We start from the raw sequence: 26,028 nt of genomic DNA, 5'->3' as shown, positions 1-26,028 counted from the left end.
CTTTAAAAATCCTTACTGCGACTTTAAAACTCCTTACTGCGACTTTAAAACTCCTTACTGCAACTTTAAAACTGCCTACTGCGACTTCAAAACTACCTACTGCAACTTTAAAACTACCTACTGCGACTTTAAAACTTTCTACTGCAACTTCAAAACTCCTTACTGCAACTTCAAAACTCCTTACTGCAACTTCAAAACTCCTTACTGCGATTTCAAAACTTTTTTCTTTTTTTAACCACCAAGAACGCAAAGGAAAAAGCCGCAGAAGGCACAGCGCTGGGCGTAACATTCCATCATCCATTTTACATCTTCCATCATTTAACCCCTAATCCGCGCCTTTCCCTTAAATGGGATCGGACTTGAAAACAATTACCGCACCCTGCTATCCGGCCTCGGATATGATGGAAGGAGAAAACGTTAAAGCTTTTGTACCCCCTTTCAACCTACCACTGCCCCGAGGCAGCACGCCCTTTCCGACCTTTCGTCGGAACTTGTGCTGGCGACCAATAAAGCTTTGACGAATTTATCCGACATCAGATCCAAGCCTTTCAGTTATGCTTTTGTGTTAGTTGTTTTTAATGGCAAGCATGCTTTCGCTGCGCTCAGGTTTGTTTCTTTTGGGCCAAGCCAAAAGTAAGAGCCCCTTCGGCGGCGGTGAGCCGAGGCAAGACTGAGCGAAGGACAAACCACCCCCAGCCCCTCCTTGAAAATAAGGAGGGGAGCTCCCACCCATAGCTTTAAGATTCCCGCCTGCGCGGGAATGACGATCGTATTATAGCGAGCGTTTTAGCCCCCTATCCGCCTTCGGCACCTTTCCCCTGAAAGGGAAAGGACTAAAAGACAATTACAGCACCCTGCGATATGCTCCATGCGATCTGCGTCCTGCCATCCGGCCTTGGATATGATGGAAGGAGAAAACGTTAAAGCTTTTGCACCACCTTTCAACCGACCACTGCCCCGAGGCAGCACGCCCTTTCCGACCCTTCGTCGGAACTTGTGCTGGCGACCAATAAAGCTTTGACGAATTTATCCGACATCAGATCCAAGCCTTGATTTTTGGTTACCTTTTTATCAAGAAAAAGGTAAGAGCCTTCTCGGAGGCGGTGAGCCGAGGCAAGCTCGAGCCTGGGGCAAAGAATAGCACACGCATAAGATTAGCTTCACTGAGCACCTCGTGGTTCTCTCCTGCGCAAAATGACGACCGTGTTGTAGCTTATAACTACCCCCAGCCCCTCCTTGAAAATAAGGAGGGGAGCTCCCACCCATAGCTTTAAGGTTCTCACCTGCGCGGGAATGACGAACGATGTTTAGAATCCGGATAACGGAATAATTTTGATACAAATCGCAGATAACCCATAGTAGTAAGATTGCTTCGTCGTTCCTCCTCGCAATGACGGAATTGATGTTGCAATGACAGCTTTAAACAAAAAAGCACCAAGAACATCGCGCTCTTAGTGCCTAAATTTATACACAAGCCTATAAAATCTTAAAGATGTTATAGGCTCATATATAGGATTTACAAATTAATTCCAGCCACCCCCTAACGAACGATACAACCCAACAACAGCATTTAACTGCTCCGTTTTAATCGTCGTTAACTCCAGTTCGCTTTGTAATAAATTGCCTTGTGCGGTAATCACCTCTAAATAATTAGCCATACCACTTTTGAATAACAAACTTGCATTTTTCGAGGCCTGTTGTAAAGTCTGTGCCCTTTTCTCGGCGATACTATATTGAGTTTTTAACTTCTCTACTTTCGTTAACTCATCCGACACTTCACCAACCGCGTTCAATACCGACTGACGGAACTGGATCACTGATTTCTCACGGTCGATTTTAGCCAGTTCCAAAGAAGTTTTCAACTGACCTCTTTGAAAAATCGGTTGCGTAATCCCTGCCCCAACCAAACCGAATAAGGATGCCGGTACATTAAACCAGTTGCTCGCTTTAAAAGAGTTGATGCCTCCGCTAGCGGTAATCACCAGCGATGGGTATAAACTCGCTTTCGCCACCCCAACCTTTGCATTGGCAATGGTTAAAGCCAGTTCAGCACTTTTAATATCCGGTCTGCGGCTTAACATGGCAGAAGGAAAACCTGCGTTTAATTCCTGTGGAATACTCATTTTATCCAGACGGCTATCGCGGTTAATCGCTTTAGGCAAGGTACCAATCAATACACTTAGAGCATTCTCCTGTAAAGTTACATTCTGCTCCAAACGAGGGATCAGCTGTGCCGCCACCAATTGCTGTGCCTGTGCCTGCTGAATGGCCAGCGAAGTAACCTGACCAGCATCGAACTGTAAATTGATAATCCTTAATGTGCTGTCGTTAAGCTTTAAGTTCTTTTTGGCGATTTCCAGTTGTGCATCAAGCATTAACAGGTTGTAATAACCTTGTGCCACATTGGCAACCAAACGCGTTTGAACGGCTTTACGTGCCTCTTCTGTCTGCAAAAAACTGGCTAAAGCGCCAGCTTTTTGATTACGGATTTTACCCCAGATATCGGCTTCCCAAACCACACCCAGATTCGCATTGTAATCTTCGATGTGGCTCGAACCGGTAAACTGGTTCAGGCTTAAACCATTTAAACTGTTATCAGACGGACGGCTCGAACTCGCTGCCACCTGTAATTTCAATTCAGGCAAATAACCCAATTTCGATTGTTTAAACAATACTTCAGCGGCATCGATATTTTTCAATGCAATTTGCATATCGTAATTTTTAACCAATGCTGTATCAATTAAATTTTGAACAGTAAGGTCGTTGATAAAACTCTTCAAAGGCATACCGCCAACACTTGAAGAATCTTTAGGTAATGCGTTTCTGAACAAGCCTGGTGCCACATTGGGCAAGGCTGTATCTTTCGAAACCGAACATCCGCTCCAGATTAAAGCCAGGAGCAGGATGGTAAAAATATTAAACCGTTTCATAAACTACATGATTATTATTGACAGGTTCTCCATGATGGTGAACAACCTCATTTCTTGATTTTTTTGATATTTTTTCCTGTAAAGCCTGGAAGATGACAAAGAGTACCGGAATGATGAACAAACCTAAAATTACACCTGATACCATACCGCCTGCAGCACCAATACTGATGGAGTGGTTACCCTGTGCCGATGGCCCCGTGGCAATACTCATCGGGAATAAACCAAACACAAAGGCCAGTGAGGTCATAATGATCGGTCTGATCCTTAATCGCGCTGCTTCTATGGCCGCATTAACCAAACTCAGTCCAGCCTTTCGTCGCTGTACCGCAAACTCCACAATCAGGATGGCATTTTTAGCGAGCAATCCGATCAGCATGATCAGCGCTACCTGTACATAAATGTTATTTTCGATACCGGTTAAACCCAATACCACAAACACACCGAATACACCTGTAGGGATAGATAAGATTACCGCTAATGGCAGGATATAACTCTCATACTGTGCCGATAATAAGAAGTAAACAAACACCAAACATAACAGGAAGATCACCGTCGACTGTCCGCCTGAAGAAATTTCCTCACGGGTTTGTCCGGAGAATTCGTAAGCATAACCCGTTGGCAATTGTTCTCTGGCGGTTTCTTCAATCGCCTTGATCGCATCACCAGAACTGAAACCTGGTTTAGGGATCGCATTGACTTCGATCGAGTTAAACAGGTTATAACGTGAAGCCGTTTCCGAACCATATACACGGGTTAATTTAACCAGCGTACTGATGGGCACACTTTCTCCAGATTTGTTTTTCACAAACACACGGTCGATACTGGCCGGATCGGTCCTGTCGGCAACATCCGCCTGAACCACTACACGGTAGTATTTACCAAAGCGGTTAAAATCTGATGCCTGTGCCGTACCGAAATAAGTCTGCATCGTTTGTAAAATATCTTTTTTACTTACGCCCAGCTGATCGGCTTTTTCGTCGTTAACATCCAGTTGTAACTGCGGATAATCTGCTTTATAAGAAGTAAAAGCATAAGCAATAGCCGGTTTCGCCATTAACTTGGCGATAAAGTTATTCGCTACACCACTAAATTTATCCAGTCTGCCATTCGTTTTATCCTGTAACATCACGTTCATGGCTTCCACATTACTAAAGCCCGGAACCGTAGGAAAACTGAATACAAAGAAAGTACCGGCAGAGATAGCCGCCATTTTAGCCCTTACGATATTCTGGATCTCATCGATATTTTTAACCGCTCCCCTTTCGTCGTTTGGTTTTAACAATAAGAAAATCTGACCAGCTGATGGACTGTTGGAAGCCGTTAAAAAGTTATAACCGGCCAGCGACATTACAAATCGTGCTGATGGCATCGCCCTCAACTCAGCTTCAGCCTGTTTTAATATTTTATTCGTATTAGCCAGTGATGTTCCCGATGGACTGGCCACCGCGATCGCCACAAAACCCTGATCCTCTGTCGGAATAAAGCCTGTTTTGGTTCTGCCTACCAGAAAAATGGTAACCAAAACGATTAAAGCAAGCCCGCCCATACTGATCCATTTATTGCGGATCAACACCCTTAAGCCGCCAATATAACGGTTGGTCATATAATTGAAGCCACCGTTAAAACCTGCATAAAACTTTTCTACAAAACCTTTTTTAGGTGCGTGATGACCGCCTTCGGCATGTTTGTTCTTTAAGAATAAGGCTGCCAAAGCAGGACTTAAAGTTAAGGCGTTAACAGCCGATATAATGATGGCAATGGCCATGGTTAAGGCAAACTGTTTGTAAAAGATACCTGTTGAGCCGGTCATAAAACCAACCGGTAAAAATACGGCTGCCATCACCAGGGTAATCGATATAATGGCCCCGGTAATTTCGTTCATCGCTTCGGTAGTTGCCGCCCTCGGACTAAGCGAAGGATTTTCTTCCATTTTGGCATGCACCGCTTCGACGACCACAATCGCATCATCCACCACAATACCAATGGCGAGTACCAATGCAAACAGCGTTAAAAGGTTAACCGAGAAGCCGAACAGCTGCATGAAAAAGAAAGTACCGATAATCGCCACCGGAACGGCAATTGCTGGAATTAAAGTTGACCTGAAATCCTGAAGGAAGATAAATACAACGATAAATACCAGTAAAAAGGCTTCGATCAAAGTGTGTTCCACCTGATTGATGGATTCGTCAAGATCGGTTTTGGTACGGTAAAACTGATTGTGTTTAATACCTGCCGGGAAATCTTTTGAAAGTTTCGCTAACAGTTTATCAATGGCAATCTGGATTTCGTTGGCATTCGAGCCTGATAACTGGATTACACCAATGGTAATCCCATCATGTCCGTTTAAACGGTTTACACTACCATAACTGTATGCACCCAATTCAACACGGGCCACATCTTTTAAACGTAATATAGAACCATCTGCATTAGAGCGGATCGCGATATTCTGATATTCCTCTGGTTTGGTCAGCTTACCTTTATATTTAATGATGTATTCAAAAGCCTCACTACTTCTTTCTCCAAACCTGCCCGGAGCCGCTTCCAGGTTTTTGTCCTGAATGGCGGTGATCACTTCATTAGGTGTAATTTTATAAGTAGCCAATTGACTTGGGTTTAACCAAATCCGCATCGAATAATCTTTAATACCACCAAATACACTGGCCGAACCTACACCCGGGATACGTTTAAGTTCGGGAATGATATTGATTTGTGCATAGTTATTAACAAAAACCGCATCGTATTTTTTTGGATCTTCCGAGTAAACCCCGATTGCGCCAATAAAACTGTTTTGCTGTTTTGTGGTGGTGATACCATATTGTACTACCTCAGCAGGCAGTTGACTGGTGGCCTGTGAAACCCGGTTTTGCACATTAACTGCGGCCTGATCGGGGTTGGTACCTTGCTGAAAGTATACCGTGATCGCCAGGGTACCATCATTACTGGCGCTGGAGGTCATGTAGGTCATGTTCTCCACACCATTAATGGCTTCCTCCAATGATGGAGTTACCGAACGTAAAATCGTTTCGGCATTGGCCCCAGGGTATACCGCTGTTACCAATACCGACGGAGGTGCGATATTTGGAAAGCGCTCTAAGGGCAACTTGGTTAAGCCCAGTATACCAACTATTACCAATAAGATGGAAATAACAGTCGAAAGTACAGGCCTGTCTATAAATTTCTGAAACATGATTGCTTAAACTTTAGTGGTTTATTATTTTTTTGTTTTGGCAACAGCTACTTTATCTGCTGCTTTTTGAGGCTGGATCACCATACCCTCCTGTAATTTATCAACGCCGCTTAACACGATCTGGTCGCCAGCTTTTACCCCGTCTTTAACCAGGTAATTTTCGCCGGCTTTACCCACAATGGTAATGGCTTGTTTTTTCACCTTACTGCTGTCGCCTACGGTAAACACAAATACCTTATCCTGCATTTCTACCGTCGAAGACTGCGGTACCAGAATGGCATCATCGTGTTGTAAACCTAAACGGATTTTACCCGTATTACCTGAGCGAAGGATTCCGCTGGCATTAGGGAAACTGGCCCTTAACGTAATGGCACCGGTGTTTTTATCAAACTGACCGTCAATCATATCAATCTTACCTTTAATCGGATAAGCTGAGTTATCGGCCAATAAAAGTTCAACCGCTGGTAAATGTTTAATCCGGTCGGCAGGACTTTTACCCGGGTAGTTGGCATTGAAGTTATTGAAGTCGTTTTCAGCCAGAGCGAAATAAACATGCACTTCGTGGATATCTGATAATTGTGTTAACGCTACCTGATCAGTTGGAGAAACTAAACTTCCCTGTTTCTTCGGGATACGGCCGATGTAACCGCTCACTGTAGCCTTAACATTGGTATAACCTAAGTTAATCTGTGCCGAAGCCACACTGGCTTTAGCTTGTTCGGCATTTGCCTGAGCGATTTTATAAGCTGTTTTAGCCGTCTTCAACTGAAAATCAGAAACTACTTTATTCTGAACAAGAGGGGTTAACTTATCCACTTCCAACTGAGCGTTTAAGATGGCCGCTTCTGCTGCATGTAAACTTGCTTTAGCATTGTTTAACGCCTCGCGATAAGGGTTTTCATTGATTTTGAACAGGGTTTGTCCTGCCGTTACATAAGCACCTTCGTTAACCAGTACACTTTGTAAATAACCACTCACCTGCGGGCGAACGTCGATATCAACAGCACCCTGAATAGAGGCCGGATATTCGATATAGGTGGTTTCTGTACTCGAGTTAATCGCGCTTACAGGCAGTGCAGGTGGCGGTGGTGCAGCTGCTGATTGCTCCGGAGATGACTTACAGCTCACCAAAATTATAGATAGAAGAGAAATTGTTAACAATAACTTAATACTATTAAACTGTTTAACAGTGTTAAGTAAAGGGTACAAGCGATGTAGAGATTTCATATGATTAAATTTAATTGGAATTATAGTGTATAAATAATCTAACAGTGTTAAATTACTGTGTAAAAAAAAATTAACTGTTAATAGATAACGTAATGCCCTTGATGGCATCTTTTAAAATTTGCTGGTTTAACTCGTCGGTTGTTCTTCCGTTGGGGCGAACTAAATTGATGGAAATCAAGCCATGAATGATCGACCAATAGGTGTAATACTTCATGCAGATATCATTGTCTGAAACTGGTTTCTTCTCAAATAACGATTCGATTACATCGCCCAACATACTGCCTACGTTTTCGGCTTCAGGCATCGAATTTTTAACAGTACAACAAACCATATCTACACCGTACATCAACTGATAAAATTCTTTGTGGGCAAAGGCGAAGTTCCAGTAGGCAATCCACATGGCTTCCATTTTATCTTCCGGAGATTCGTGTTTATCCCTGGCTTCGCGGATATCTTTGGCCAACATTAAATACCCTCTTCTGGTGAGTTCCAGTAAGATGCCATCTTTGTTAGAAAAGTATTCGTAAATAATCGGTGCAGTATATTCAATCTGGTCGGCAATTTTACGCATACTTAATGCCTGCCAGCCCTCTGTTTGAACAATGTTCAAGGCAGCATCCAGAATTTTTGTTCTGGTTTCATCTTTTAAACGTAGAATTCTTTCTTTACTTCCCATGACTGGAATATTAGGTGTAAATAATCTAACACCGTTAAGCAAATGTAGAACCAATTCCAGAATTCACAATCATTCATTTGTCATATCGCGTTTTTCAGAAATAAATAGCGGTCTATTTGCGTTTAAACAAGCTTTTTTAATCATGATCATATATTGAAAGAATAGGATGACATTTTTTTCTCAACTGACAGGGCTGACATTTTTTTTATTTTGAAAAGCAACTGCCGCAGCCTTTTTGGCAGTGCAGGCAGTTAAAGAGAGCGAAGTCATATTTTTTTTGAAAAGCGGGTTCCGGTGTTTATCGGACCCGAAAGCCCCGCCATTCGCTGTAGCCCTCATGATCCCTATATAAAAATCATGAAGGGGCTGTCGCTGCTGTCAGGTTTATTAAACGTTAGTCCACGCCTGTTGGCAATAAACTTTGTGCCTGGCCCCGATTGAATGGATGCCACCGATATTTCATCGGGGGCAGAAAGGAAAGCGGGAACGCTGAAACTGATTAGAACTGCAATTGCGCTCCATTCTCTCACAGCATGATAAATAAATTCCAACCAATCATTATCTTAGTACAATGATATTCCGTGAAGCACGCCTAACTGACATACCAGCGATACAAATTGTCAGGCATGCGGTAAAAGAGAACACTTTGTCTGATCCGGCGCTGGTGACTGACAAAGATTGCGAAGAATTTATGACGCAGCGCGGCAAAGGATGGGTTTGCGAAGTGGATGGAGAACTGGTCGGTTTTTCCATTGTTGACCTGAAAGAACATAACATCTGGGCTTTATTTCTTCGTCCCGAATTTGAAGGTAAAGGCATTGGTAAAGAGCTGCACCGATTGATGATGGACTGGTATTTTAATCAAACTCAGGAAACGGTTTGGTTGGGTACCTCGCCCAATACCCGCGCGGAAGAATTTTATACCCGGCAAGGCTGGAAAAACGTTGGATTGGTCAACAAAGGTGAAGTGAAATTTGAAATGACTTATGCGGATTGGGTGAAACGAAGCGCTTAATAGTGAGTTTTATTGCCACGGAGGCACAGATTAACACGGAGATGTTTTATTAGTTTATTAATTACCAGATACAAAGTTATCTGCCTAAATAATAGCCGTCAAAAGACTAAACCATATAAGGTATATAAGTCGCATATAAGTGCTATACCTAATATGTTCTTACATTTCTTATGTGGTGAAAAACTATAATAAAAGTTTTAACCACTAAGACCTTGAGCGAAGCGGAAAGCTACACAGTAAAATAAGTTCAAGGCGACGACCCGATAGATTGACCGTCATCTCGACCGGAACGCAGTGAAGCGGAGAGATCTATCTAGTTAGATTTCTCCGCTACGGTCGAAATGACGAACCGACTGAATGTGCCTTTTTGTCTTTGTGGTAAAACACTAATCCTTAAACTTTTTCATGAAATTGCTCACACTTTCTGCTAAATTCCCATCAGCGATGGCTTTAACGAAAGCTGTACCGATAATAGCGCCATTCGCATACGAGCAGGCCTTATCAAAAGTTTGTTTATCGCTGATCCCGAAACCAATCATGGTTGGATTCTTCAGGTTCAGGTTTTTAATCCTGCTGAAATAGGCTTCAGTGGTATTGCCTACTTCGAGGTTTTTACCCGTAGTAGCCGATGATGATAACAAATAGATAAATCCATTGGTTAAGCCGTCAATTTTATGGATCCGTTCTTCAGCTGTTTGAGGGGTGATTAAAAACACATTGCTCAGGTTATGTTTTTCGAAGCAATCTTTATAAAACTCCTCGTATTCTACCATCGGCAGATCGGGAACAATACAACCATCTACGCCTACTTCGGCACAGGCTTCACAGAACTTTTCTACGCCAAACTGCAAAACAGGGTTCACATAACCCATTAACAAAACAGGAATAGTAACCTTTTTGCGTAAGTCTTTCAACTGTTCGAAAAGCAGCTGAAGCGTCATTCCCTGATCTAATGACTGTTTGCTACTCGCCTGAATTACCGGTCCATCGGCAACTGGATCTGAGTAAGGGAACCCTATCTCGAGCATATCGGCACCCGATTGCTCCAATGCCTCTGCAATTTGCAGCGTATCGCCAGTATTTGGATAACCAGCGGTATAATAAATTGATAATATATTTTTCTTCTCCTGGAAGAGTTGTTTAATTCGGTTCATGTTTTTAGCCTTGAAATGTGAGACGTGAGATGGGAGATGTGAGATGGGAGATTAAGTGCTTATCAGAAAGTCCATCGTCTCATGTCTCACATCTATTATCTCATATCTATAAGTTAAAATATTTAATATAAGTATCCAGATCCTTGTCGCCACGACCTGAAAGGCAAACCACTACGTTTTCGCCACCTTTAAATTCCATTTTTTCTAAGTAAGCCAGGGCGTGTGCACTTTCAATCGCCGGGATAATCCCTTCCAATTGGGTGCAAAGCAAACCTGCATCTAAACTTTCTTCATCGGTGATGGAAACATATTGTCCGCGACCGGTTTTAAACAAATGTGCATGCTGTGGACCAATCCCCGGGTAATCCAATCCGGCAGAAACCGAATGCGGTTCCACCACCTGCCCGTCTTCCGTTTGCATTAAAATACTTCTGCTGCCATGGAGCACACCTTCTTTACCCAGATAAGTAGTTGCTGCAGAAAACCCACTCGATACCCCTTTTCCCGCAGCTTCAACCGCAATGAGTTTCACATTTTCATCATCCATAAAATGGTAAAACATACCCATGGCGTTACTGCCACCACCTACGCAAGCCAAAACATAATCAGGCTGATCGCTTCCGGTTTGCTCCAATAGTTGTTTTTTGGTTTCTTCCGAGATAATCGATTGGAAAATCGCTACCATATCAGGGTAAGGATGCGGGCCAACCACCGAACCGATAATGTAATGCGTATCTACCGGATTGTTGATCCAATCGCGCATCGCCTCATTAGTGGCATCTTTTAAGGTTTTACTCCCTGAACTTGCGGGAACCACCTTGGCGCCCAGCATTTTCATACGGGCCACGTTCGGTGCCTGGCGCTCGATATCGACTTCACCCATGTAAATCACACACTCCAGGTTACGCAGCGCACATACCGTTGCCGTGGCTACACCATGCTGACCAGCGCCTGTTTCGGCGATAATTCTTTTTTTGCCCAGCTTCTCTGCCAGTAAAATCTGGCCGATGGTATTGTTGATCTTATGTGCACCGGTATGGTTTAAATCTTCTCTTTTTAAGAAAATATTGGCACCATATCTTTCCGAATACCTTTTGGCCAGATATAAAGGCGAAGGACGGCCAACATAATCTTTCAATAATTGATGAAATTCCTTTTGAAAATCGGCATCATCAATAATCTTTAAATAGTTTTGACGCAATTCTTCTACGTTTGGATAAAGCATTTCGGGGATGTACGCGCCACCAAAATCTCCATAATATCCTTTTTCGTTTACTTTGTATTTCATGTTTTTTTCTTTTCCTTCCCTTGGTTGAAACCAGGGGTTATGAATAACAACTTATTTATTCATTTCTTTTATAAATTCTTTAATCTTCTCTGCATCTTTTAAGCCTGGTTCAATTTCAAATCTGCTATTGATATCCAACGCATATAAACGTTCGTCGTTTATGTTTTTTATGGCCGGGGCATGTTCTAAATCAATTCCGCCACTTAAAAAGTAAGGTTTGGTATAAGTATATCGGTCTAAAACAGACCAATCGAATGTTTTTCCCGATCCACCATGTGCTTTGGTTTTGGTATCAAACAGGAAATAATCCACCACACCTAAATAAGTTTCCAGCTCAGAAAAATCGAAATCCTCATCTATTCCAAAGGCTTTGATTACTTGTAACGAGCCAAAGGCGGTTTTTAATGCTGCACAGTATTCAGGCGATTCGCTGCCATGTAACTGAACAGCTTTTAGCTTCAATGTGTTTACTTTATCCTTTACTTTTTCTAAGTCTTCATTTACAAAAACACCTACGGTTTTAATCTCAGATGGAATGTATTTGATTAATTCAGCAGAAACATCACTGATCAGTCTGGGCGATTTTTCATAAAAGATAAAACCCAGGTAATCTGGCTGCAATTCTGCAACCGCCGCAATATTGGCGGCTAAACGCATTCCACAAACTTTTAACTTTAACATGCCAATAGTTGTTTGAAACTGTTAAGTGCTTTTTTGCTCATTAACGATTCTTCCGCTTCATAAAAACAATCGGCAAAAGATTGTTGTGGTTTTATGGTTTTAATGGCCAATGCTGAATTACACAACACCACATTGTTCTGTACATCTGTAGCTTTACCATTTAAAACATCCATAAATATTTTGGCTGATGACTCTACGGTATCGCCACCTTTAATCGCATTCACCTCCACCTTATCAAAGCCCATATCCTGAAGAGTTAAAATCTGCTCCCCCTTATTCGAAAAGGTTTTCACATCGCAGGTTAGCGAAACTTCATCGTAACCCTCCAGAGCATGTACAATGGTATAACTTTTATCCGTATCCTGATATAAATAGGCGTATAAGCGTGCTAGTTCCAAGCTGAATACACCTACCATCTGGTATTTTGGCTGTCCGGGGTTAACCATTGGCCCTAGCATATTGAAAAATGTTTTTACGCCCAGTTCCTTACGAATTGGTGCCACAATTTTCATCGCCGGATTAAACAGTGGTGCATGTAAAAAACAGATCCCTGCAGCATCTAAATTACGCTTTAATGTATCCTCATTATTGGTGAACGTATAACCTAAATATTCCATTACGTTAGAAGAGCCACAGCCCGAAGAAACGCCATAATTACCGTGTTTGGCTACATGATGACCAGCACCTGCCACCACAAATGAAGACAGGGTGGAAATATTGAAAGTGTCTTTACCATCACCTCCGGTACCACAAAGATCAATCAAATCGTAACCCGATAAGTTTACCTTAACGCACATATCAAGCATCGCATCCCGAAAACCCTGTAACTCCTGTACCGTAATATTACGCATGGCATAAGCCGTAATAAAAGCAGCAATTTGTGAAGAATTAAATGCCCCTTCAGAAATGGAGATTAAAATGTTCTTTGCTTCTTCCCTGCTAAAACTTTTGTTCTCGAATAAATGGTTTAATATTTTTTTCATGTTTTGTATACTCATTTCCGTCATTCTGAACTTGATTCAGAATCTTTTAAATAGATGCTAAACTAAATCAGCATGACGACTTCAAAAAAATTGCATAAAAAAAGGATTGCTTTTTGGGCAATCCTCTTCGTTGTGTTTAAAATATTTTAAAATATATAACAATAGAATTTGCCTAACGAATTTCGTTATGCCACCACCAATTGTTATTTAAGTTTTTAATTATCATGTTTGTATAAAGCAAATATTGACATAGTTTTTTAATATTCCAAAATCTTTCTAAAAATATATGGCTTTCTTTAAAAGAAAAGTACAGTTTAATGATGATTTCGGTTTCGGATCCAATCCCGTTACCAAAAACCAGCGCATGCTTAACCCCGATGGTTCTGCAAATATCGAGCGTACCGGCCTGCCCTGGTTTAAGTTCGATGATACCTACACCCGACTGGTTACCATGAGCTGGCCGCGTTTTTTCTTTGTTATTCTTGTCGCCTACCTCATTGTGAATACCATATTCGCAGTATTATATAATGTGGTTGGAATCGAAAACCTGGAAGGTGCTAAAGGTTTAACACTCCGCGATCAGTTTTTTGATGCATTTTTCTTTTCTGCCCAAACCATTTCTACGGTAGGTTATGGTCACATTTCGCCACAGGGTTTTATCACGAGTATTTTGGCGGCATTCGAAAGTATGCTGGGCCTGCTGGCTTTTGCTTTAGCAACAGGTTTATTGTACGGCCGTTTCAGCCGACCTACATCTAAGGTAAGTTTTAGTAAAAAAATGGTGATTGCGCCTTATGAGAAAGGTCACGGCCTGATGTGCCGTTTGGTTAATTTAAGACGGAATCAGCTCATCGAGGTAGAGGTACAGATGGTAATGTCGTACAACGAAACGGTTGATGGCAAACAGGTGAGAAGATTTTATCCTTTGGCACTGGAGCGTGATAAAATCGGCATCCTGTCTTTAAACTGGACATTGGTACATCCCATTACAGAAGACAGTCCGTTTTACGAAAAATCGTTAACGGAGTTGCAACATGCAGAGGTAGAAATTTTTGTAATGCTTAAGGCTTTTGATGATACTTTTTCGCAACACATTCATACCAGAACCAGTTATCAGGATGAGGAAATCGAAATGGACGCTAAGTTTGAGAAAATGTATTACCATAACGAGGCGGGTAAAATGGTCATGGATTACAGTAAGCTGGATAAGGTTACGCGGACGGTGTAAAGATTTTTATTATTTGCCTCGCGATACCGTCATTTCGAGCGGAGTGCAACGCAGTCGAGAAATCTATTTAGATGGATCTCTCTCCCGAAAATTCGGGACTGTGCTCCAGTCGAGATGACGATACTTTTATTGAAAAAAGTTGACAACTTTTAGGATGATGTCTTTTGGATAAAATCCAAAATATCCTCATACAACTGATTTCCACCAAAAATCATCTGGCTAATCATCGGCACATGGCTTTTACCTTTAATCTCCTTTATTTCGACAGGAACATGGTTAGCTTTAAGCTTTTCGTATAACCTTGGTGTCTGCAATTTAATGGCACCATAAGTTTTGCTTCCATAAAAAAGTAAATGCGGGTTTTTAATATTCTTCACATAATCTAATGGCGAAGCTACTTTCCACACCGCAGGCTGATCGGTAAAGGTTCTGATGAAATCGAAATAAAAATGGTCTTTTTCGGCGGTGGTTAAATATTCGTTCATATCGAGCCCAAAAGGATCGTTCAGGATTACACCTTTAATCGGATTTTTAATTCCAGCTTTGTTAAAATATCTAGGATCAGCATTGATTAACTCGGCCAGATGTGCCCCCGCCGAATGCCCCATTATAAAAATTTTGTCTGCATTTGCTGTATAATCCGCAATATGCGTTTTAACCCATTTTACAGCCAAAGCGCAGTCATCGCCCATTTTTTCATATTGAACATTTGGCGCCAATGGGTAATTGATAATGACGGTAACTACACCTTTCCGCGCGAAATTCCTCCCCAACCACCAATAAGTCTCTTTCTTCCCACTACTCCATGAGCCGCCATGAATAAAAACCAGAACAGGTTTATTTTTGATGCTATCGTTTTTATAAAAAATATTCAGCGTATTGGCCTCATCAGCATTGCCCGCATAATTGATATTTTTTACTTTTTTAACCTGCGCAACAGAAAGTATCGTTTGAAACAAGAGCATCAATAGAACAAGGGGTTTATACATAAAAAAGGTTTATCATTTCAACAGTGAATAAACGAAATTGTTGTAGATGTGGATTTTCATAAGCTGCATCAGTTTTTTAGTACAAATTCCTAAAACGATCGTCATGCTGCCCGAAGATTCGGTACAAATTTTGATTTTCCCGCTCTATGCCGCGGGGGCATGGTACTTTGGGGCGCCAAAGTACCCAAAGCGCTTTGTCAATCCAGCAATGTGGCACCTCACCACCCACACTCATCAAAAAAACAGCGGCACTTTGTTTTGCTCGTTTCTGCTAAGTGAAAGTTTGAAGATTATTTTCACAAAACCACTACGTTTTAGGTTTGGCAGTGCCATTTGTGCTCTTCTGCAACTGTTTTTTCGATTCTTCGGCCACTTGGGATTGACAGCGTCCTTCTGTAAAATGTGTGCTTTATTAAAGTTGCTTAGCAAAATGCCTAGATTATTCTTAAATATATTTGTCCACACGGTTGGATTTCACATCTGGATTAGGGGCTATCTAGTTGAATGATGGTTGTTAAGGGTCTTCGACTCCGCTCCGACTGACAATTAGCCAGTTTGAATCTCCTATTTAACCTTCCACCCTAAACCCTAACCGCTACACGCTAACCCCATTTACCCCTACACCCTAAACCTTCCGCCTTTATACCCCTCAACCTCCTACCCTTTTATCAACGGATTTTTCTCTTTCGCAAACAGATCAAAAACCTTTTTATCTACAAAGGCTGGAAACAGTTTATTCATCCATACCGCCAATTTTCCTTGTCCGGTCATGATTAAGGTACGTTTACGTTTTTCAATACCATCGGCAATAATGCTGGCCACTTCTTCCGATGTCATCATTTTACCTTCATCCATGCTGGTTTCGCCATGTGCAGCACCATCTTTTGATAAGGCCGTTACACGGATATTCGAAGCCGTAAAACCCGGACAGGCCAAAAGTACATTTACACCTGTTTTAAGTAATTCAGTCCGCAAAGATTCCATAAAACCATTCATTGCAAATTTAGAGGCCGAATAACCCGTTCTGCCCGGCAAACCACGGAAACCTGCAATTGATGATACACCAACTACAGTACCTTTGGTTTTCAAAATCTCAGGCAAAGCATATTTGGTGCAGTAAACCGTTCCCCAAAAGTTCACATCCATCAGGTTTTTAAGCACTGATAAATCTAAATCGTTAAACAGTGCACGCATCGATAATCCAGCATTATTAACCAGCACATCAATCTTTTGAAACGAAACCAAAGCCTGTTTGATAATGAGTTCGCAATCGGTTTCTTTGCTTACATCAGCCTGGACAGCCACAGCCCTGATATTATATTTTTTCTCCAGATCGGCGGTAATTTCGCAAAGCGTTACATATTGGCGGGCAGCCAAAACCAAATTAGCGCCACGTTTTGCAAATTCTTCGGCACAAGCTTTTCCGATTCCGCTCGATGCGCCAGTAATGATGATTACTTTTTCTTTTAAATTCATTATAGTATCCTATAGCGAGCATCAAGATTGATCCCGCTTATTAGTTCGTTTTAAAATAGTTTGTTGCTTCGGTAACTTTGTCCGTATTGATGATATCTGCACCTAATTCATGTAATAACTTCCAGCAAGCCTGATTGTCTGGAGCGCCCCAGAAACGAAAGGGTTTACCCAATTGATGCGCATTGTTAATCAGTGCTGCCAATTTAGTTCTATCGGCTTCTGAAATCTCACCAACACCTTTCCATTTAGAATAAGTCGCAAAATTATCGCTGATCATCGCTATTTTCTTCAGGTCTTCCAGGCCGTAGCTAACATGTGGCAAGCCATCAAAAAATAAGTGGGAATATTTGTGAAATGTATTTGTAGCAGGTCGATTGCCACTAATCACCACAATGGTATTTCGCCCTTGTCGGCCAAAGTATTTCTGGTATTTTTTCAGATTTTTCCGTAACAAACGATATGTCGAATCCCAGTCACCTTTTACATCGATCATCAATTGGAAAGTATAATATTCCTTTTCAGCTGATAAGGATTTAATATGCTTTAAATATAATTGTTCTAATGTATGGCCAGCTTTAATTTCTTTTTTACTATGCGCCACCATTAACGAATCGCCAACGACAAAAACATCGGCCTCTATGGAAAAAGCCTTGTTTTGAATCGCTTCGTAAAAAGGTTTTTTGTGGGTATAATCGTTATGGGAATGAATCCTGACAGGTGTTTGATCAAACCAAGCCGCAAAAATAATTACAGATAATAATAAAAAGTGTTTTACCATTATTTCATCATTGCAGTTTCATAAGGCACACGGGTTACAATCGAACGGCCGAGCGTAATTTCATCGGTATATTCCAACTCGCCACCAAAAGCAATACCCCGTGCAATAGTCGTTACCGGAACATTAAATTCTTTTAATCTTTTGTACAGGTAAAACAATGTGGTATCGCCTTCCATATTCGGACTAAGGGCTAAAATCACTTCTTTAATCCCTCCTGCTGTCATTCTGCTTACTAATCCATCAATAAACAGATCGGAAGGCCCAACACCATCCATTGGAGAAATTAAGCCCCCCAAAACATGGTAAACGCCGAAATATTGACCGGTATTTTCAATCGCCATTACATCTCGCGTATCTTCTACTACACAAATGGTTTCTTTATCACGTTTTGGTGAAGTACAGATTTCACATACCACATAATCGGAAATGTTATGACAGGTGCTGCAATGTTTAATCTGCTGCTTAAGTTTTATAAAAGTATTGCCAAACTGGTTTACCTCCTCCTGCTCTTTGTTTAAAAGATGTAATACCAAACGTAAAGCTGTTTTCTGCCCTACACCAGGAAGTTTTGAGAATTCGTTTACCGCATCTTCGAGCAGCTTGGATGAAAAATTCATATTACAAAAATAGGTAAAATGGTTCATTGGTTCAATAGTTATTGGTTCATTAGTTCATTCGTTATTAGTTCATTGGTAACTGACAATTGCCAACTGGATACTCCTTCATTCGTTCATTAGTTCATTCGTCATAGTTCATTGGTAACTGACAATTGCCAACTGTATACTTATTCAGTAGTTCATTGGTTCAATTGTCATTAGTTCATTGGTAACTGACAATTGCAAACTGAATACTCCTTCATTAGTTCATTAGTTCAATTGCCATTGGTTCATTGGTAACTGAAAATTGCCAACTGGATACTTGTTCAGTCGTTCATTGGTAACTGACAATTGCCAACTGAAAACCGGATACTGGTTCATTGGTCATTTTACTCCGGACTCCGGACTTCCGACTTCGGACTCAAGAATATTGCTTGATTTGATAGTTTTCTTTACATTTATCACCTTAACACAAAACTATGTCTCCAACCATCCTCTTATGTTTCCTGATCGGTTATTTTTTACTGCTGATTATTATTTCATTCGTAACCTCAAAAAAATCTTCCGATAATTCCACTTTTTTTGTCGCTAACCGAAATTCTAAATGGTATTTAGTGGCCTTTGGCATGATCGGAACGGCACTTTCGGGTGTGACTTTTATTTCGGTACCCGGAGAGGTTGGCGCACCAAGCGGAAACCAGTTTCAATATTTTCAGTTTGTTCTGGGCAATGCTGTTGGTTTTATCATCATTGCCACAGTTTTGCTTCCATTGTACTACCGGATGAACCTAACATCCATTTATAGCTATATCGAAAAGAGATTAGGCCATTATAGCTACAAAACAGCAGCATCCATATTTTTATTGAGCCGCACCCTGGGATCGGCAACAAGATTATACCTCGTTGTGATTGTTTTACAGCGTTTTATATTCGATAATTATGGCGTTCCGTTTTGGTTAACCGTTTTAATTTCGCTGGCCCTGATCTGGTCGTACACCTTTAAAGGCGGATTAAAAACCATTATCATTACCGATACCCTGCAGACTTTTTTCCTGGTGCTTTCGGTTTTCCTGACCATTTATTTTATTTGCAGCAGCCTTGATTTCAATATTCCTCAGGCATTCGAAACGATAAAAAGCAGCAGTTATTCGAAAATATTCTTTTTAAACGATTTCCTGACGAATAAGTTCTATTTCAGTAAACAGTTTATCGGTGGTATTTTCGTTACCATTGCCATGACAGGTTTAGATCAGGATTTGATGCAGAAAAACCTGAGTATGGGCACCATTAAAGAGGCACAGAAAAACATGTTCACTTTTACAGGCGTATTCGTGATTTTGAATGTTTTCTTTTTAAGCGTGGGTGCCTTGTTATACATTTTCGCCGCGAAAAATGGCATCGATATTCCATTAGATCATATTAGCGGAAAACCGAGAACAGATTTATTATTCCCCGAAATCGCCTTAAATAACCTGGGCGCGGTACCTGCAATTATCTTTATGCTGGGCTTAACTGCAGCAACATTTGCCACCACCGACTCTGCCCTTACCGCTTTAACCACATCGTTCTGTGTCGACTTTTTAGGCATGGCCAAAGCAGAAAATGTAAATGCTAAAGATGCTGTAAAAAAACGCCATACCGTTCACGTGGCCTTTTCTATTTTGATGTTCCTAGTGATCATCGTGATCAATGCATTAAACAGTTCATCGGTAGTCAGCTTGATTTTTACCATCGCCTCTTACACCTACGGGCCGCTTTTAGGTTTATACAGTTTTGGATTATTTGTCAAAAAACGTGGTCTTCACGATAAATTAGTCCCAATAGTTTGCTTATTATCACCTTTTTTATGTTACTTGCTTGCCACGTACTCGACCACTTTACTTGGCGGTTACGTTTTTAGTGTTGAACTGATTTTGATTAACGGTTTAATCACATTTATAGGCTTGTTGGTCATTAGCAAAAAGACTGATGCGCAAACCAAATTTTAATATTTAGCATTACTTATATGACGAGTGAAGAAAAAATTAGAAGTGCTTTCGAAAACAAAGACTGGCAGGAAATTAAAGTAACAGATTCCTGGCAAATTTTTAAAATCATGGCCGAATTTGTAGACGGCTTTGAAAAACTAGCTAAAATTGGTCCATGTGTTACCATTTACGGTTCGGCGCGTACAGCCCAAACACACCGGTATTATCAGTTAGCAGAGCAGTGTGGCAAATTATTAACCGACAGAGGTTATGGTGTAATTACAGGCGGTGGTCCGGGTATTATGGAGGCGGGTAATAAGGGTGCACACACCAATGGCGGCAAATCGGTAGGTTTAAACATTGAGTTACCATTTGAGCAGTTCCACAATAAATATATCGATCATAATAAATTACTGGAGTTTGATTATTTCTTTGTGCGCAAGGTAATGTTCATGAAATATAGTCAGGGTTTTGTGGTTTTACCAGGTGGATTTGGTACCATGGATGAGCTATTTGAAGCCTTAACCCTGATCCAAACAGGTAAAATCGCCCGTTTCCCGATTGTATTGGTTGGTATCGATTATTGGGGCGGATTAATTGACTGGATTAAAGGTACTATGCTTCAAAAAGAACATAACATCCACGAAGAAGATTTGAATCTTTTCAGATTGGTAGATACCGCTGAAGAAGCCGCAGAACATATTTTCCGTTTCTATGATAAATATGTACTTAAACCGAATTTTTAGACTGGTTCATTAGTTCATTGGTTCATTAGTCATTGGTTTATTAGTAGGGTTAACTGCTTAATTGTTTAAATCGGTTAACTGAAAACTGCAAATTGTAAACTGCTTAATCGGTTAACTGAAGATTGCAAATTGTAAACTGCTTAATCGGTTAACTGAAAACTGCAAATTGTAAACTGTTTAATCGGTTACTGAAAATTGCAAATTGTAAACTGCAAATTGTAAACTGCCAACTAAAAAAGTGCTTATCAACAATAAGCACTTTTTTTATTTGTAACAACTCACGAAAACTGCCATCTAAAGTAAAACGTATCTAAGATGTCGAAATTTATCAGCTGGAAAAACAATTGGCTTAGTGGAAACTTTCAACTCTTTGCAGATGGTGTACAGAAAGGCGTAATCACTTTTGCAACATGGAAAAGCGATGCAGAAAGCATGTTCGAAGATAAAAACTACTTCTTTTCGAACGAGGGCTTTTGGCAATCGCGCACGCAGGTAATCGACAGAAAAACAAATGAAACGGTAGCCATGATTACTTACGACACCTGGAAATCAAAAGCGGTAATCAGCTTAAAGTCAGGTGAGCAGTACGAATGGAAATCGACAAATTTATGGCGTTCGAAGTGGACGGTAAGCAATTACAAAGATGAGCACATTATGTATAGCGCCAGCAGCAGCAGCGGTGCATTATCATCTGATACCGACAATGAATTATTAATGATAGCAGGCTTATTTATTAAGCAGATTTATAACAAACAGGCAATTGTCCTTATTGCATGCTTCATGCCGATCATTACGATATCAACACTTCGTGATTAGTAACTTATTAAATCCTTTTGTGAGATGGAACAGGTATTAAATTGGAGAAAAGGTTTATTTGATAGCAATTATCAGGTATATAACAATGCACAATTAAAATTTGCGTTAAATTTTAGTTCGTGGAAAAATTCGGCAATAGCCACTACTCAAACCGGTATTTACTTATTAAAAAGTGAAGGGTTCTCTAAACCTGAAACTAAATTACTGAACAACCAGAATGAGGTTTTAGCTATAATTACCTACGATTGGCTTCGTTTTAAAGCAAAAATTTTATTTGCCTCCGGCGATACTTTTGACTGGAGCTTTCAAAACAGTTGGTTAAGTCGCTGGTCGTTAAATAACCATCAGGATAAACAGATCCTGTTTAATGCTTCAACCGGAAATGGTTTGGTACATACCAATGTAGATGATGATATGCTTATTTTATGCGGGCTTTTTATCAGGGAATATTATTCGAGGCTTTTGGTTGGTTTTATTATTTTTATGTTCATTCTGTTTAGCTTTAAGAATATTTTTTAGACTAATCTAGTCTTAGCGTCTAATTTAGTCTTAGCGTCTCGCTAAGACATTAGAAAACACTAAACAACATTACAGCATTATTTTATGTCGTAGCGAGACGCAAGGACTAGTGTCATTTTTCGTCCATTTCCAAACGCAATCGTCATGCTGAATTTATTTCAGCATCTACCTTGCAATATAGACCCTGAAATAAATTCAGGGTGACGTACCTCGAGAGCGACTTCTTAGGTTAATCCAAAATCTCTTTTATCTTTTCCGTTGGTCTGGCGATAACCGCCTGCTCTCCTGAGATAATAATTGGTCGTTCAATTAAAATAGGATGCGCGACCATAACATCAATCCATTCTTCATCGGTTAAAGTTTTTCCTTTATAATTTTCAGTAAAAACCTTTTCCCCTTTACGGATCAGTTCCAGTGGTTTTATGCCCAGTTTACGAATAATTTCTTCCAGTTCACTTTTACCGGGTGGGGTTTCCAAATAATAAATCACCTCAAAAGCCTTTCCACTGTTTTCTAATTCGGCCAAAGCACAACGGCTTTTGGTGCATCGGTTATTATGGTATATCGTGATCATTTAGAAATGTTTAAAGTCCGCTTACGCCGCCACTTACCACCAGTTTCATGGCATCTGCTGCTGTCATATGCAAATCGGTTACCTTATCTCTTCTTACAATGCAAAGCTGACCTGCAAAAGAATAAGAAAGTGGAAAATATACGGCAACTTCATCCGGCAGATTGAGTTTATGGAGATCGTTTTGCGTTAAAAATCCGATTTTTTTTAAGCCTCCCTCCACTTCTACCAGCACCGGGTGGTTAAATTTCTTCTCATCGCCAACAAAAGCCTCTGTTAAATCTTTTATAGATGAATAGATAAAATTAAGTAAGGGTAGCCGCTGCATAATCCGCTGAAACCAATTGTACATGGGTTCGGTTACCAAATTGGTTACAAAGATACCAGCAAGTAAAATGATCGTTAAAACCGTCAATAAACCTAAACCAGGGATATTCCGGCTTTCGCCTGTATTTGGATTTACGCCTAAAATATTGTTTACATTTAACCAGCTATCAACAGTTGTAACCGCCCAAACCACAATAAAAATACTCACGGCAATGGGTACAACAATTAATAAACCTTTAATCAAATAGTTTAAAATAGCTTTCCCGACTTTATTCATGGTGCAAACTTAGGAAAAATATGGCTAAATGGTTAGGATTGTTATATTGTTTAATGGCTAGATTATTACCAATCTTTTAGCTTTGAGCCCAACAATATATCAATTAAACAATTTAGCACTTTTCTTACTCATAGAAATAAACCCTTTTAACCCTTTGCGAGATATTGGTTAAAATTTCATATGGAATGGTACCGATATCTCTCGCCAGCTGCATAATGGTGTGCGCTTTATTGAAAACAATAGCTTCATCACCAGGTTTAACATCAATACCTGTAATATCCAACATGGTCATATCCATGCAGATCGAGCCAATGGTGGGCACCAGATGGCCATTGATAAGCATTTTACCCACTCCGTTGCCAAAATATCGGGTGTATCCGTCTGCATAGCCTATTTTTACCGTCGCTATTTTCCCTCCATTTGGCATTACACCCTTCCTGCTATAACCCACAGTTTCGCCCGGAGCCAGCGTCTTCACCTGGGTAACCGTAGTCTTAAGTGTCATTACGGTCTGTAAACCCCGGTTATTAGCCAAAGCAGAATCAAAACCATACAAACCTATCCCCAGGCGTACCATATCCATTTGCCCTTCGGGCCAACGCGAAATGCCTGAAGTATTGGAGATATGAAGCAGCGGTTTATAACTTAAAGCTTCAAGCAGCTGATCCGCGATGATTTTAAACCTTTCAATCTGTTGTTGTGTAAATCCATCATGTTCTGCAGCATCACTTGCCACCAGGTGAGAAAAAACACTTTGAACTTTGACCTTCGCTGAATCTTTAAGCAGATTAGACAAGGTATCAATTTCAGGCTGATCAAAGCCCAAACGATGCATTCCACTATCTATTTTAATGTGGATCGGATAATCGAAATCATAATCAGACAGTGCATTTAAAAAACTATTCAGGATTTCGATACTATAAATTTCGGGCTCGAGTTTATGTTTAATGATGGCTTCGAAAGCAGATTCCTCAGGACTCATCACCATAATGGGCAACGTAATGCCCGCTTTACGCAAGGCAATACCTTCATCGGCATAAGCTACTGCCAGATAATCTACCTTATGAAACTGCAATAAATTGGCAATTTCGAAACTTCCGCTACCATACGAAAAGGCCTTAACCATGGCCATCATTTTAACGCCTGGTTTGATTTTAGAACGGTAAAATTGCAGATTACTCACCATGGCATTCAGATCGATTTCTAAAACCGTATCGTGTATTTTCTGGGTAAGGAGTTTACTGATCCGGCCAAACTCGTAGCGCCTGGCCCCTTTTACCAATATGGTTTCGTGGTTAAACTGTAAACCAGGGAAAGCATCAATAAAAGCATTCGTATCGTCGAAAAACTGCGTCTCAAATTTAAAAAGATCAGCATACTTCGAAATATGAGTCCCAATTCCAATCAGTCGGTTTACTTTCTTCTGCAAAAGCAATTCGGCTATTTCTGTATATAAATCCAGGTCATCTCTCCCCGTTTCAAATAGTTCGGAAAGGATAACGGTTTTCTTTGCATGCTGATTCTGCTGATTTAAAAAATCGAGGGCAATGGCTAAGGAAGAAATATCGGCGCTGTAAGAATCGTCAATAATAGAACATTGATTGATACCATTTTTCAGTTCCAAACGCATGCTCACATGGCTCAGTTTTTCCAAACGTAAATCGGCTTGCTCCGGCGTATAATCCAATGCCAGTAAGGTTGCCCAGCAGATCATTCCATTTTCTATCGAAGCTTTATCTTTAAAAGGCAAAATGCATTCAATTTCTCTGTCTTGATAAATGGCCCGTAAATAACAGTTTCCTTCAATGGGTTCAACCGCAATAATCTGAAGATCTGCCGCTTGTTTACTGCTCCAGCTGAATTGTTTTTTACCAGGAAGTTCTTTTGCACTGATTTCGGTTACATATTCGGGCGAATAAATAAACAGTTCAGATGCTGCAAAAAGTTTCAGCTTCTCGGTTAGTTTTTCCTTTTTGGAGCTGAATCCTTCGGCATGTGCTTCACCAATATTGGTTAGTATTCCGATTTCAGGGTGGATAATTTCAGCTAAACGTTGCATTTCGTTAACCGCAGAAATACCAGCTTCAAAAATGCCTAGGGTATGATCGGACTCGATCTGCCATACTGAAAGCGGAACGCCTATCTGTGAATTATAACTTTTCGGACTTTTAACGATATTAAAGTCGGTTGCTAAAAGTTGATATAACCATTCTTTAACAATCGTTTTTCCATTACTCCCCGTGATACCAATTGTTTTTAGGTCAAATTGATTCCGGTGTTCAATTGCAAGCTTTTGAAGCGCCGCCAAAGCATCGTCTACCAGTAAAAAATTGCAGTCGGGATATTCGTTAATGTATTTCGCTTCGGTAATGACAAAATTTCTGATTTCCTTTGTGTAGGCATCTTTAATAAATTCATGTCCGTCACGGTGCTGAGAAAGGGCAAAAAACACAGAATTTTCAGACACCAAAACCGAACGGCTATCGATCACCAGATATTGAATAATCACCTGTTCATCAACTAATTTGGCATCGGCATTTAAAATTTCGGCTATTTTGGCAATGGTGTATATTGGATTTTGCATGCTTTATATTTCA

Annotated in this window: 22 protein-coding genes; 6 read left to right on the top strand and 16 right to left on the bottom strand. The window is 40.6% G+C overall.

Features of this window, described 5'->3' with window-relative positions; genetic code table 11:
- From AC07YT_RS07855 to AC07YT_RS07835, 5 genes are all read right to left on the bottom strand, one after another.
- Positions 1–301 (bottom strand): hypothetical protein (locus AC07YT_RS07855; protein ID WP_494945258.1); only part of this gene is annotated, 301 nt, incomplete at its 3' end.
- A 1,222-nt stretch (positions 302–1,523) separates the two neighbouring features.
- Entirely contained in the window at positions 1,524–2,930 is a 1,407-nt protein-coding gene (locus tag AC07YT_RS07850) for a TolC family protein (protein ID WP_086545529.1), read from the bottom strand.
- The gene (locus tag AC07YT_RS07845; RefSeq protein WP_086545528.1) at positions 2,917–6,117 is read right to left on the bottom strand and encodes an efflux RND transporter permease subunit; all 3,201 of its coding nucleotides are present in this window, start codon (positions 6,115–6,117) and stop codon (positions 2,917–2,919) included. Before AC07YT_RS07845 ends, AC07YT_RS07850 begins: the two co-directional genes overlap by 14 nt.
- A gap of 24 nt (positions 6,118–6,141) precedes the next feature.
- Positions 6,142–7,344: an efflux RND transporter periplasmic adaptor subunit gene (locus AC07YT_RS07840; protein WP_086545527.1), complete on the bottom strand. Its 1,203-nt coding sequence runs from the start codon at positions 7,342–7,344 to the stop codon at positions 6,142–6,144.
- A 70-nt stretch (positions 7,345–7,414) separates the two neighbouring features.
- Complete coding sequence (locus AC07YT_RS07835; protein WP_086545526.1) at positions 7,415–8,020, bottom strand: TetR/AcrR family transcriptional regulator; 606 nt, start codon at positions 8,018–8,020, stop codon at positions 7,415–7,417.
- A gap of 571 nt (positions 8,021–8,591) precedes the next feature.
- On the opposite strand from AC07YT_RS07835, the gene AC07YT_RS07830 reads away from it, so the two are divergent.
- Complete coding sequence (locus AC07YT_RS07830; protein WP_086545525.1) at positions 8,592–9,035, top strand: GNAT family N-acetyltransferase; 444 nt, start codon at positions 8,592–8,594, stop codon at positions 9,033–9,035.
- A gap of 386 nt (positions 9,036–9,421) precedes the next feature.
- Here AC07YT_RS07830 and trpA read toward each other — a convergent pair whose 3' ends face one another.
- The 4 genes from trpA to trpD all read right to left on the bottom strand — a co-directional run bounded on the left by trpA (position 9,422) and on the right by trpD (position 13,141).
- The gene (trpA, locus tag AC07YT_RS07825; RefSeq protein WP_086545524.1) at positions 9,422–10,189 is read right to left on the bottom strand and encodes a tryptophan synthase subunit alpha; all 768 of its coding nucleotides are present in this window, start codon (positions 10,187–10,189) and stop codon (positions 9,422–9,424) included.
- Positions 10,190–10,295: 106 nt separating this feature from the next.
- A complete protein-coding gene (gene trpB, locus AC07YT_RS07820; RefSeq protein WP_086545523.1) occupies positions 10,296–11,477 on the bottom strand; it encodes a tryptophan synthase subunit beta in 1,182 nt (393 codons plus the stop codon).
- A 51-nt stretch (positions 11,478–11,528) separates the two neighbouring features.
- Positions 11,529–12,158 carry a phosphoribosylanthranilate isomerase gene (locus AC07YT_RS07815; protein WP_494945257.1) on the bottom strand — a complete coding sequence of 210 codons (630 nt, stop codon included), beginning with the start codon at positions 12,156–12,158 and terminating at the stop codon, positions 11,529–11,531.
- Positions 12,152–13,141: an anthranilate phosphoribosyltransferase gene (trpD, locus tag AC07YT_RS07810; RefSeq protein ID WP_086549270.1), complete on the bottom strand. Its 990-nt coding sequence runs from the start codon at positions 13,139–13,141 to the stop codon at positions 12,152–12,154. Before trpD ends, AC07YT_RS07815 begins: the two co-directional genes overlap by 7 nt.
- A 286-nt stretch (positions 13,142–13,427) precedes the next feature.
- Here trpD and AC07YT_RS07805 point away from each other — a divergent pair, with 286 nt between their 5' ends.
- Positions 13,428–14,369 carry an ion channel gene (locus AC07YT_RS07805; protein WP_086545521.1) on the top strand — a complete coding sequence of 314 codons (942 nt, stop codon included), beginning with the start codon at positions 13,428–13,430 and terminating at the stop codon, positions 14,367–14,369.
- Positions 14,370–14,518: 149 nt separating this feature from the next.
- On the opposite strand, the gene AC07YT_RS07800 is transcribed toward AC07YT_RS07805, so the two are convergent.
- The 4 genes from AC07YT_RS07800 to recR form a co-directional block, all read right to left on the bottom strand.
- Positions 14,519–15,358 carry an alpha/beta hydrolase gene (locus AC07YT_RS07800; RefSeq protein ID WP_086545520.1) on the bottom strand — a complete coding sequence of 280 codons (840 nt, stop codon included), beginning with the start codon at positions 15,356–15,358 and terminating at the stop codon, positions 14,519–14,521.
- Between the two features lie 657 nt (positions 15,359–16,015).
- Entirely contained in the window at positions 16,016–16,834 is an 819-nt protein-coding gene (locus AC07YT_RS07795) for an SDR family oxidoreductase (protein ID WP_086545518.1), read from the bottom strand.
- Between the two features lie 40 nt (positions 16,835–16,874).
- Entirely contained in the window at positions 16,875–17,612 is a 738-nt protein-coding gene (locus AC07YT_RS07790; RefSeq protein ID WP_086545517.1) for a PI-PLC domain-containing protein, read from the bottom strand.
- On the bottom strand, positions 17,612–18,229 hold the full coding sequence (recR, locus tag AC07YT_RS07785) for a recombination mediator RecR (protein ID WP_086545516.1): 618 nt from the start codon (positions 18,227–18,229) through the stop codon (positions 17,612–17,614). Before recR ends, AC07YT_RS07790 begins: the two co-directional genes overlap by 1 nt.
- Positions 18,230–18,687: 458 nt before the next feature.
- On the opposite strand from recR, the gene AC07YT_RS07780 reads away from it, so the two are divergent.
- The 4 genes from AC07YT_RS07780 (at position 18,688) to AC07YT_RS07765 (ending at position 22,256) form a co-directional block, all read left to right on the top strand.
- Entirely contained in the window at positions 18,688–20,196 is a 1,509-nt protein-coding gene (locus AC07YT_RS07780; protein ID WP_086545515.1) for a sodium:solute symporter, read from the top strand.
- Between the two features lie 17 nt (positions 20,197–20,213).
- Positions 20,214–20,921: an LOG family protein gene (locus tag AC07YT_RS07775; protein ID WP_086545514.1), complete on the top strand. Its 708-nt coding sequence runs from the start codon at positions 20,214–20,216 to the stop codon at positions 20,919–20,921.
- A gap of 315 nt (positions 20,922–21,236) precedes the next feature.
- Positions 21,237–21,737, top strand: a complete 501-nt coding sequence (locus tag AC07YT_RS07770) for a hypothetical protein (RefSeq protein WP_086545513.1) — start codon at positions 21,237–21,239, stop codon at positions 21,735–21,737.
- A gap of 24 nt (positions 21,738–21,761) precedes the next feature.
- Positions 21,762–22,256: a hypothetical protein gene (locus AC07YT_RS07765; protein ID WP_086545512.1), complete on the top strand. Its 495-nt coding sequence runs from the start codon at positions 21,762–21,764 to the stop codon at positions 22,254–22,256.
- A gap of 229 nt (positions 22,257–22,485) precedes the next feature.
- Here the strand turns inward: AC07YT_RS07765 and arsC are convergent, their stop codons facing one another.
- From arsC to AC07YT_RS07750, 3 genes are all read right to left on the bottom strand, one after another.
- A complete protein-coding gene (arsC, locus tag AC07YT_RS07760) occupies positions 22,486–22,830 on the bottom strand; it encodes an arsenate reductase (glutaredoxin) (RefSeq protein ID WP_086545511.1) in 345 nt (114 codons plus the stop codon).
- 10 nt (positions 22,831–22,840) lie between these two features.
- Positions 22,841–23,431 (bottom strand): DUF502 domain-containing protein, encoded by a 591-nt coding sequence (locus AC07YT_RS07755; RefSeq protein WP_086545510.1) that lies wholly within the window; start codon positions 23,429–23,431, stop codon positions 22,841–22,843.
- Positions 23,432–23,555: 124 nt separating this feature from the next.
- The gene (locus tag AC07YT_RS07750; RefSeq protein ID WP_086545509.1) at positions 23,556–26,015 is read right to left on the bottom strand and encodes a bifunctional UDP-N-acetylmuramoyl-tripeptide:D-alanyl-D-alanine ligase/alanine racemase; all 2,460 of its coding nucleotides are present in this window, start codon (positions 26,013–26,015) and stop codon (positions 23,556–23,558) included.
- Between the last annotated feature and the right edge of the window lie 13 nt (positions 26,016–26,028).

It is taken from the genome of Pedobacter sp. GW460-11-11-14-TSB4, from assembly GCF_059423705.1.
Note: the sequence above shows the minus strand (reverse complement) of the source record. Positions and strands in the feature narration are given on the sequence as shown.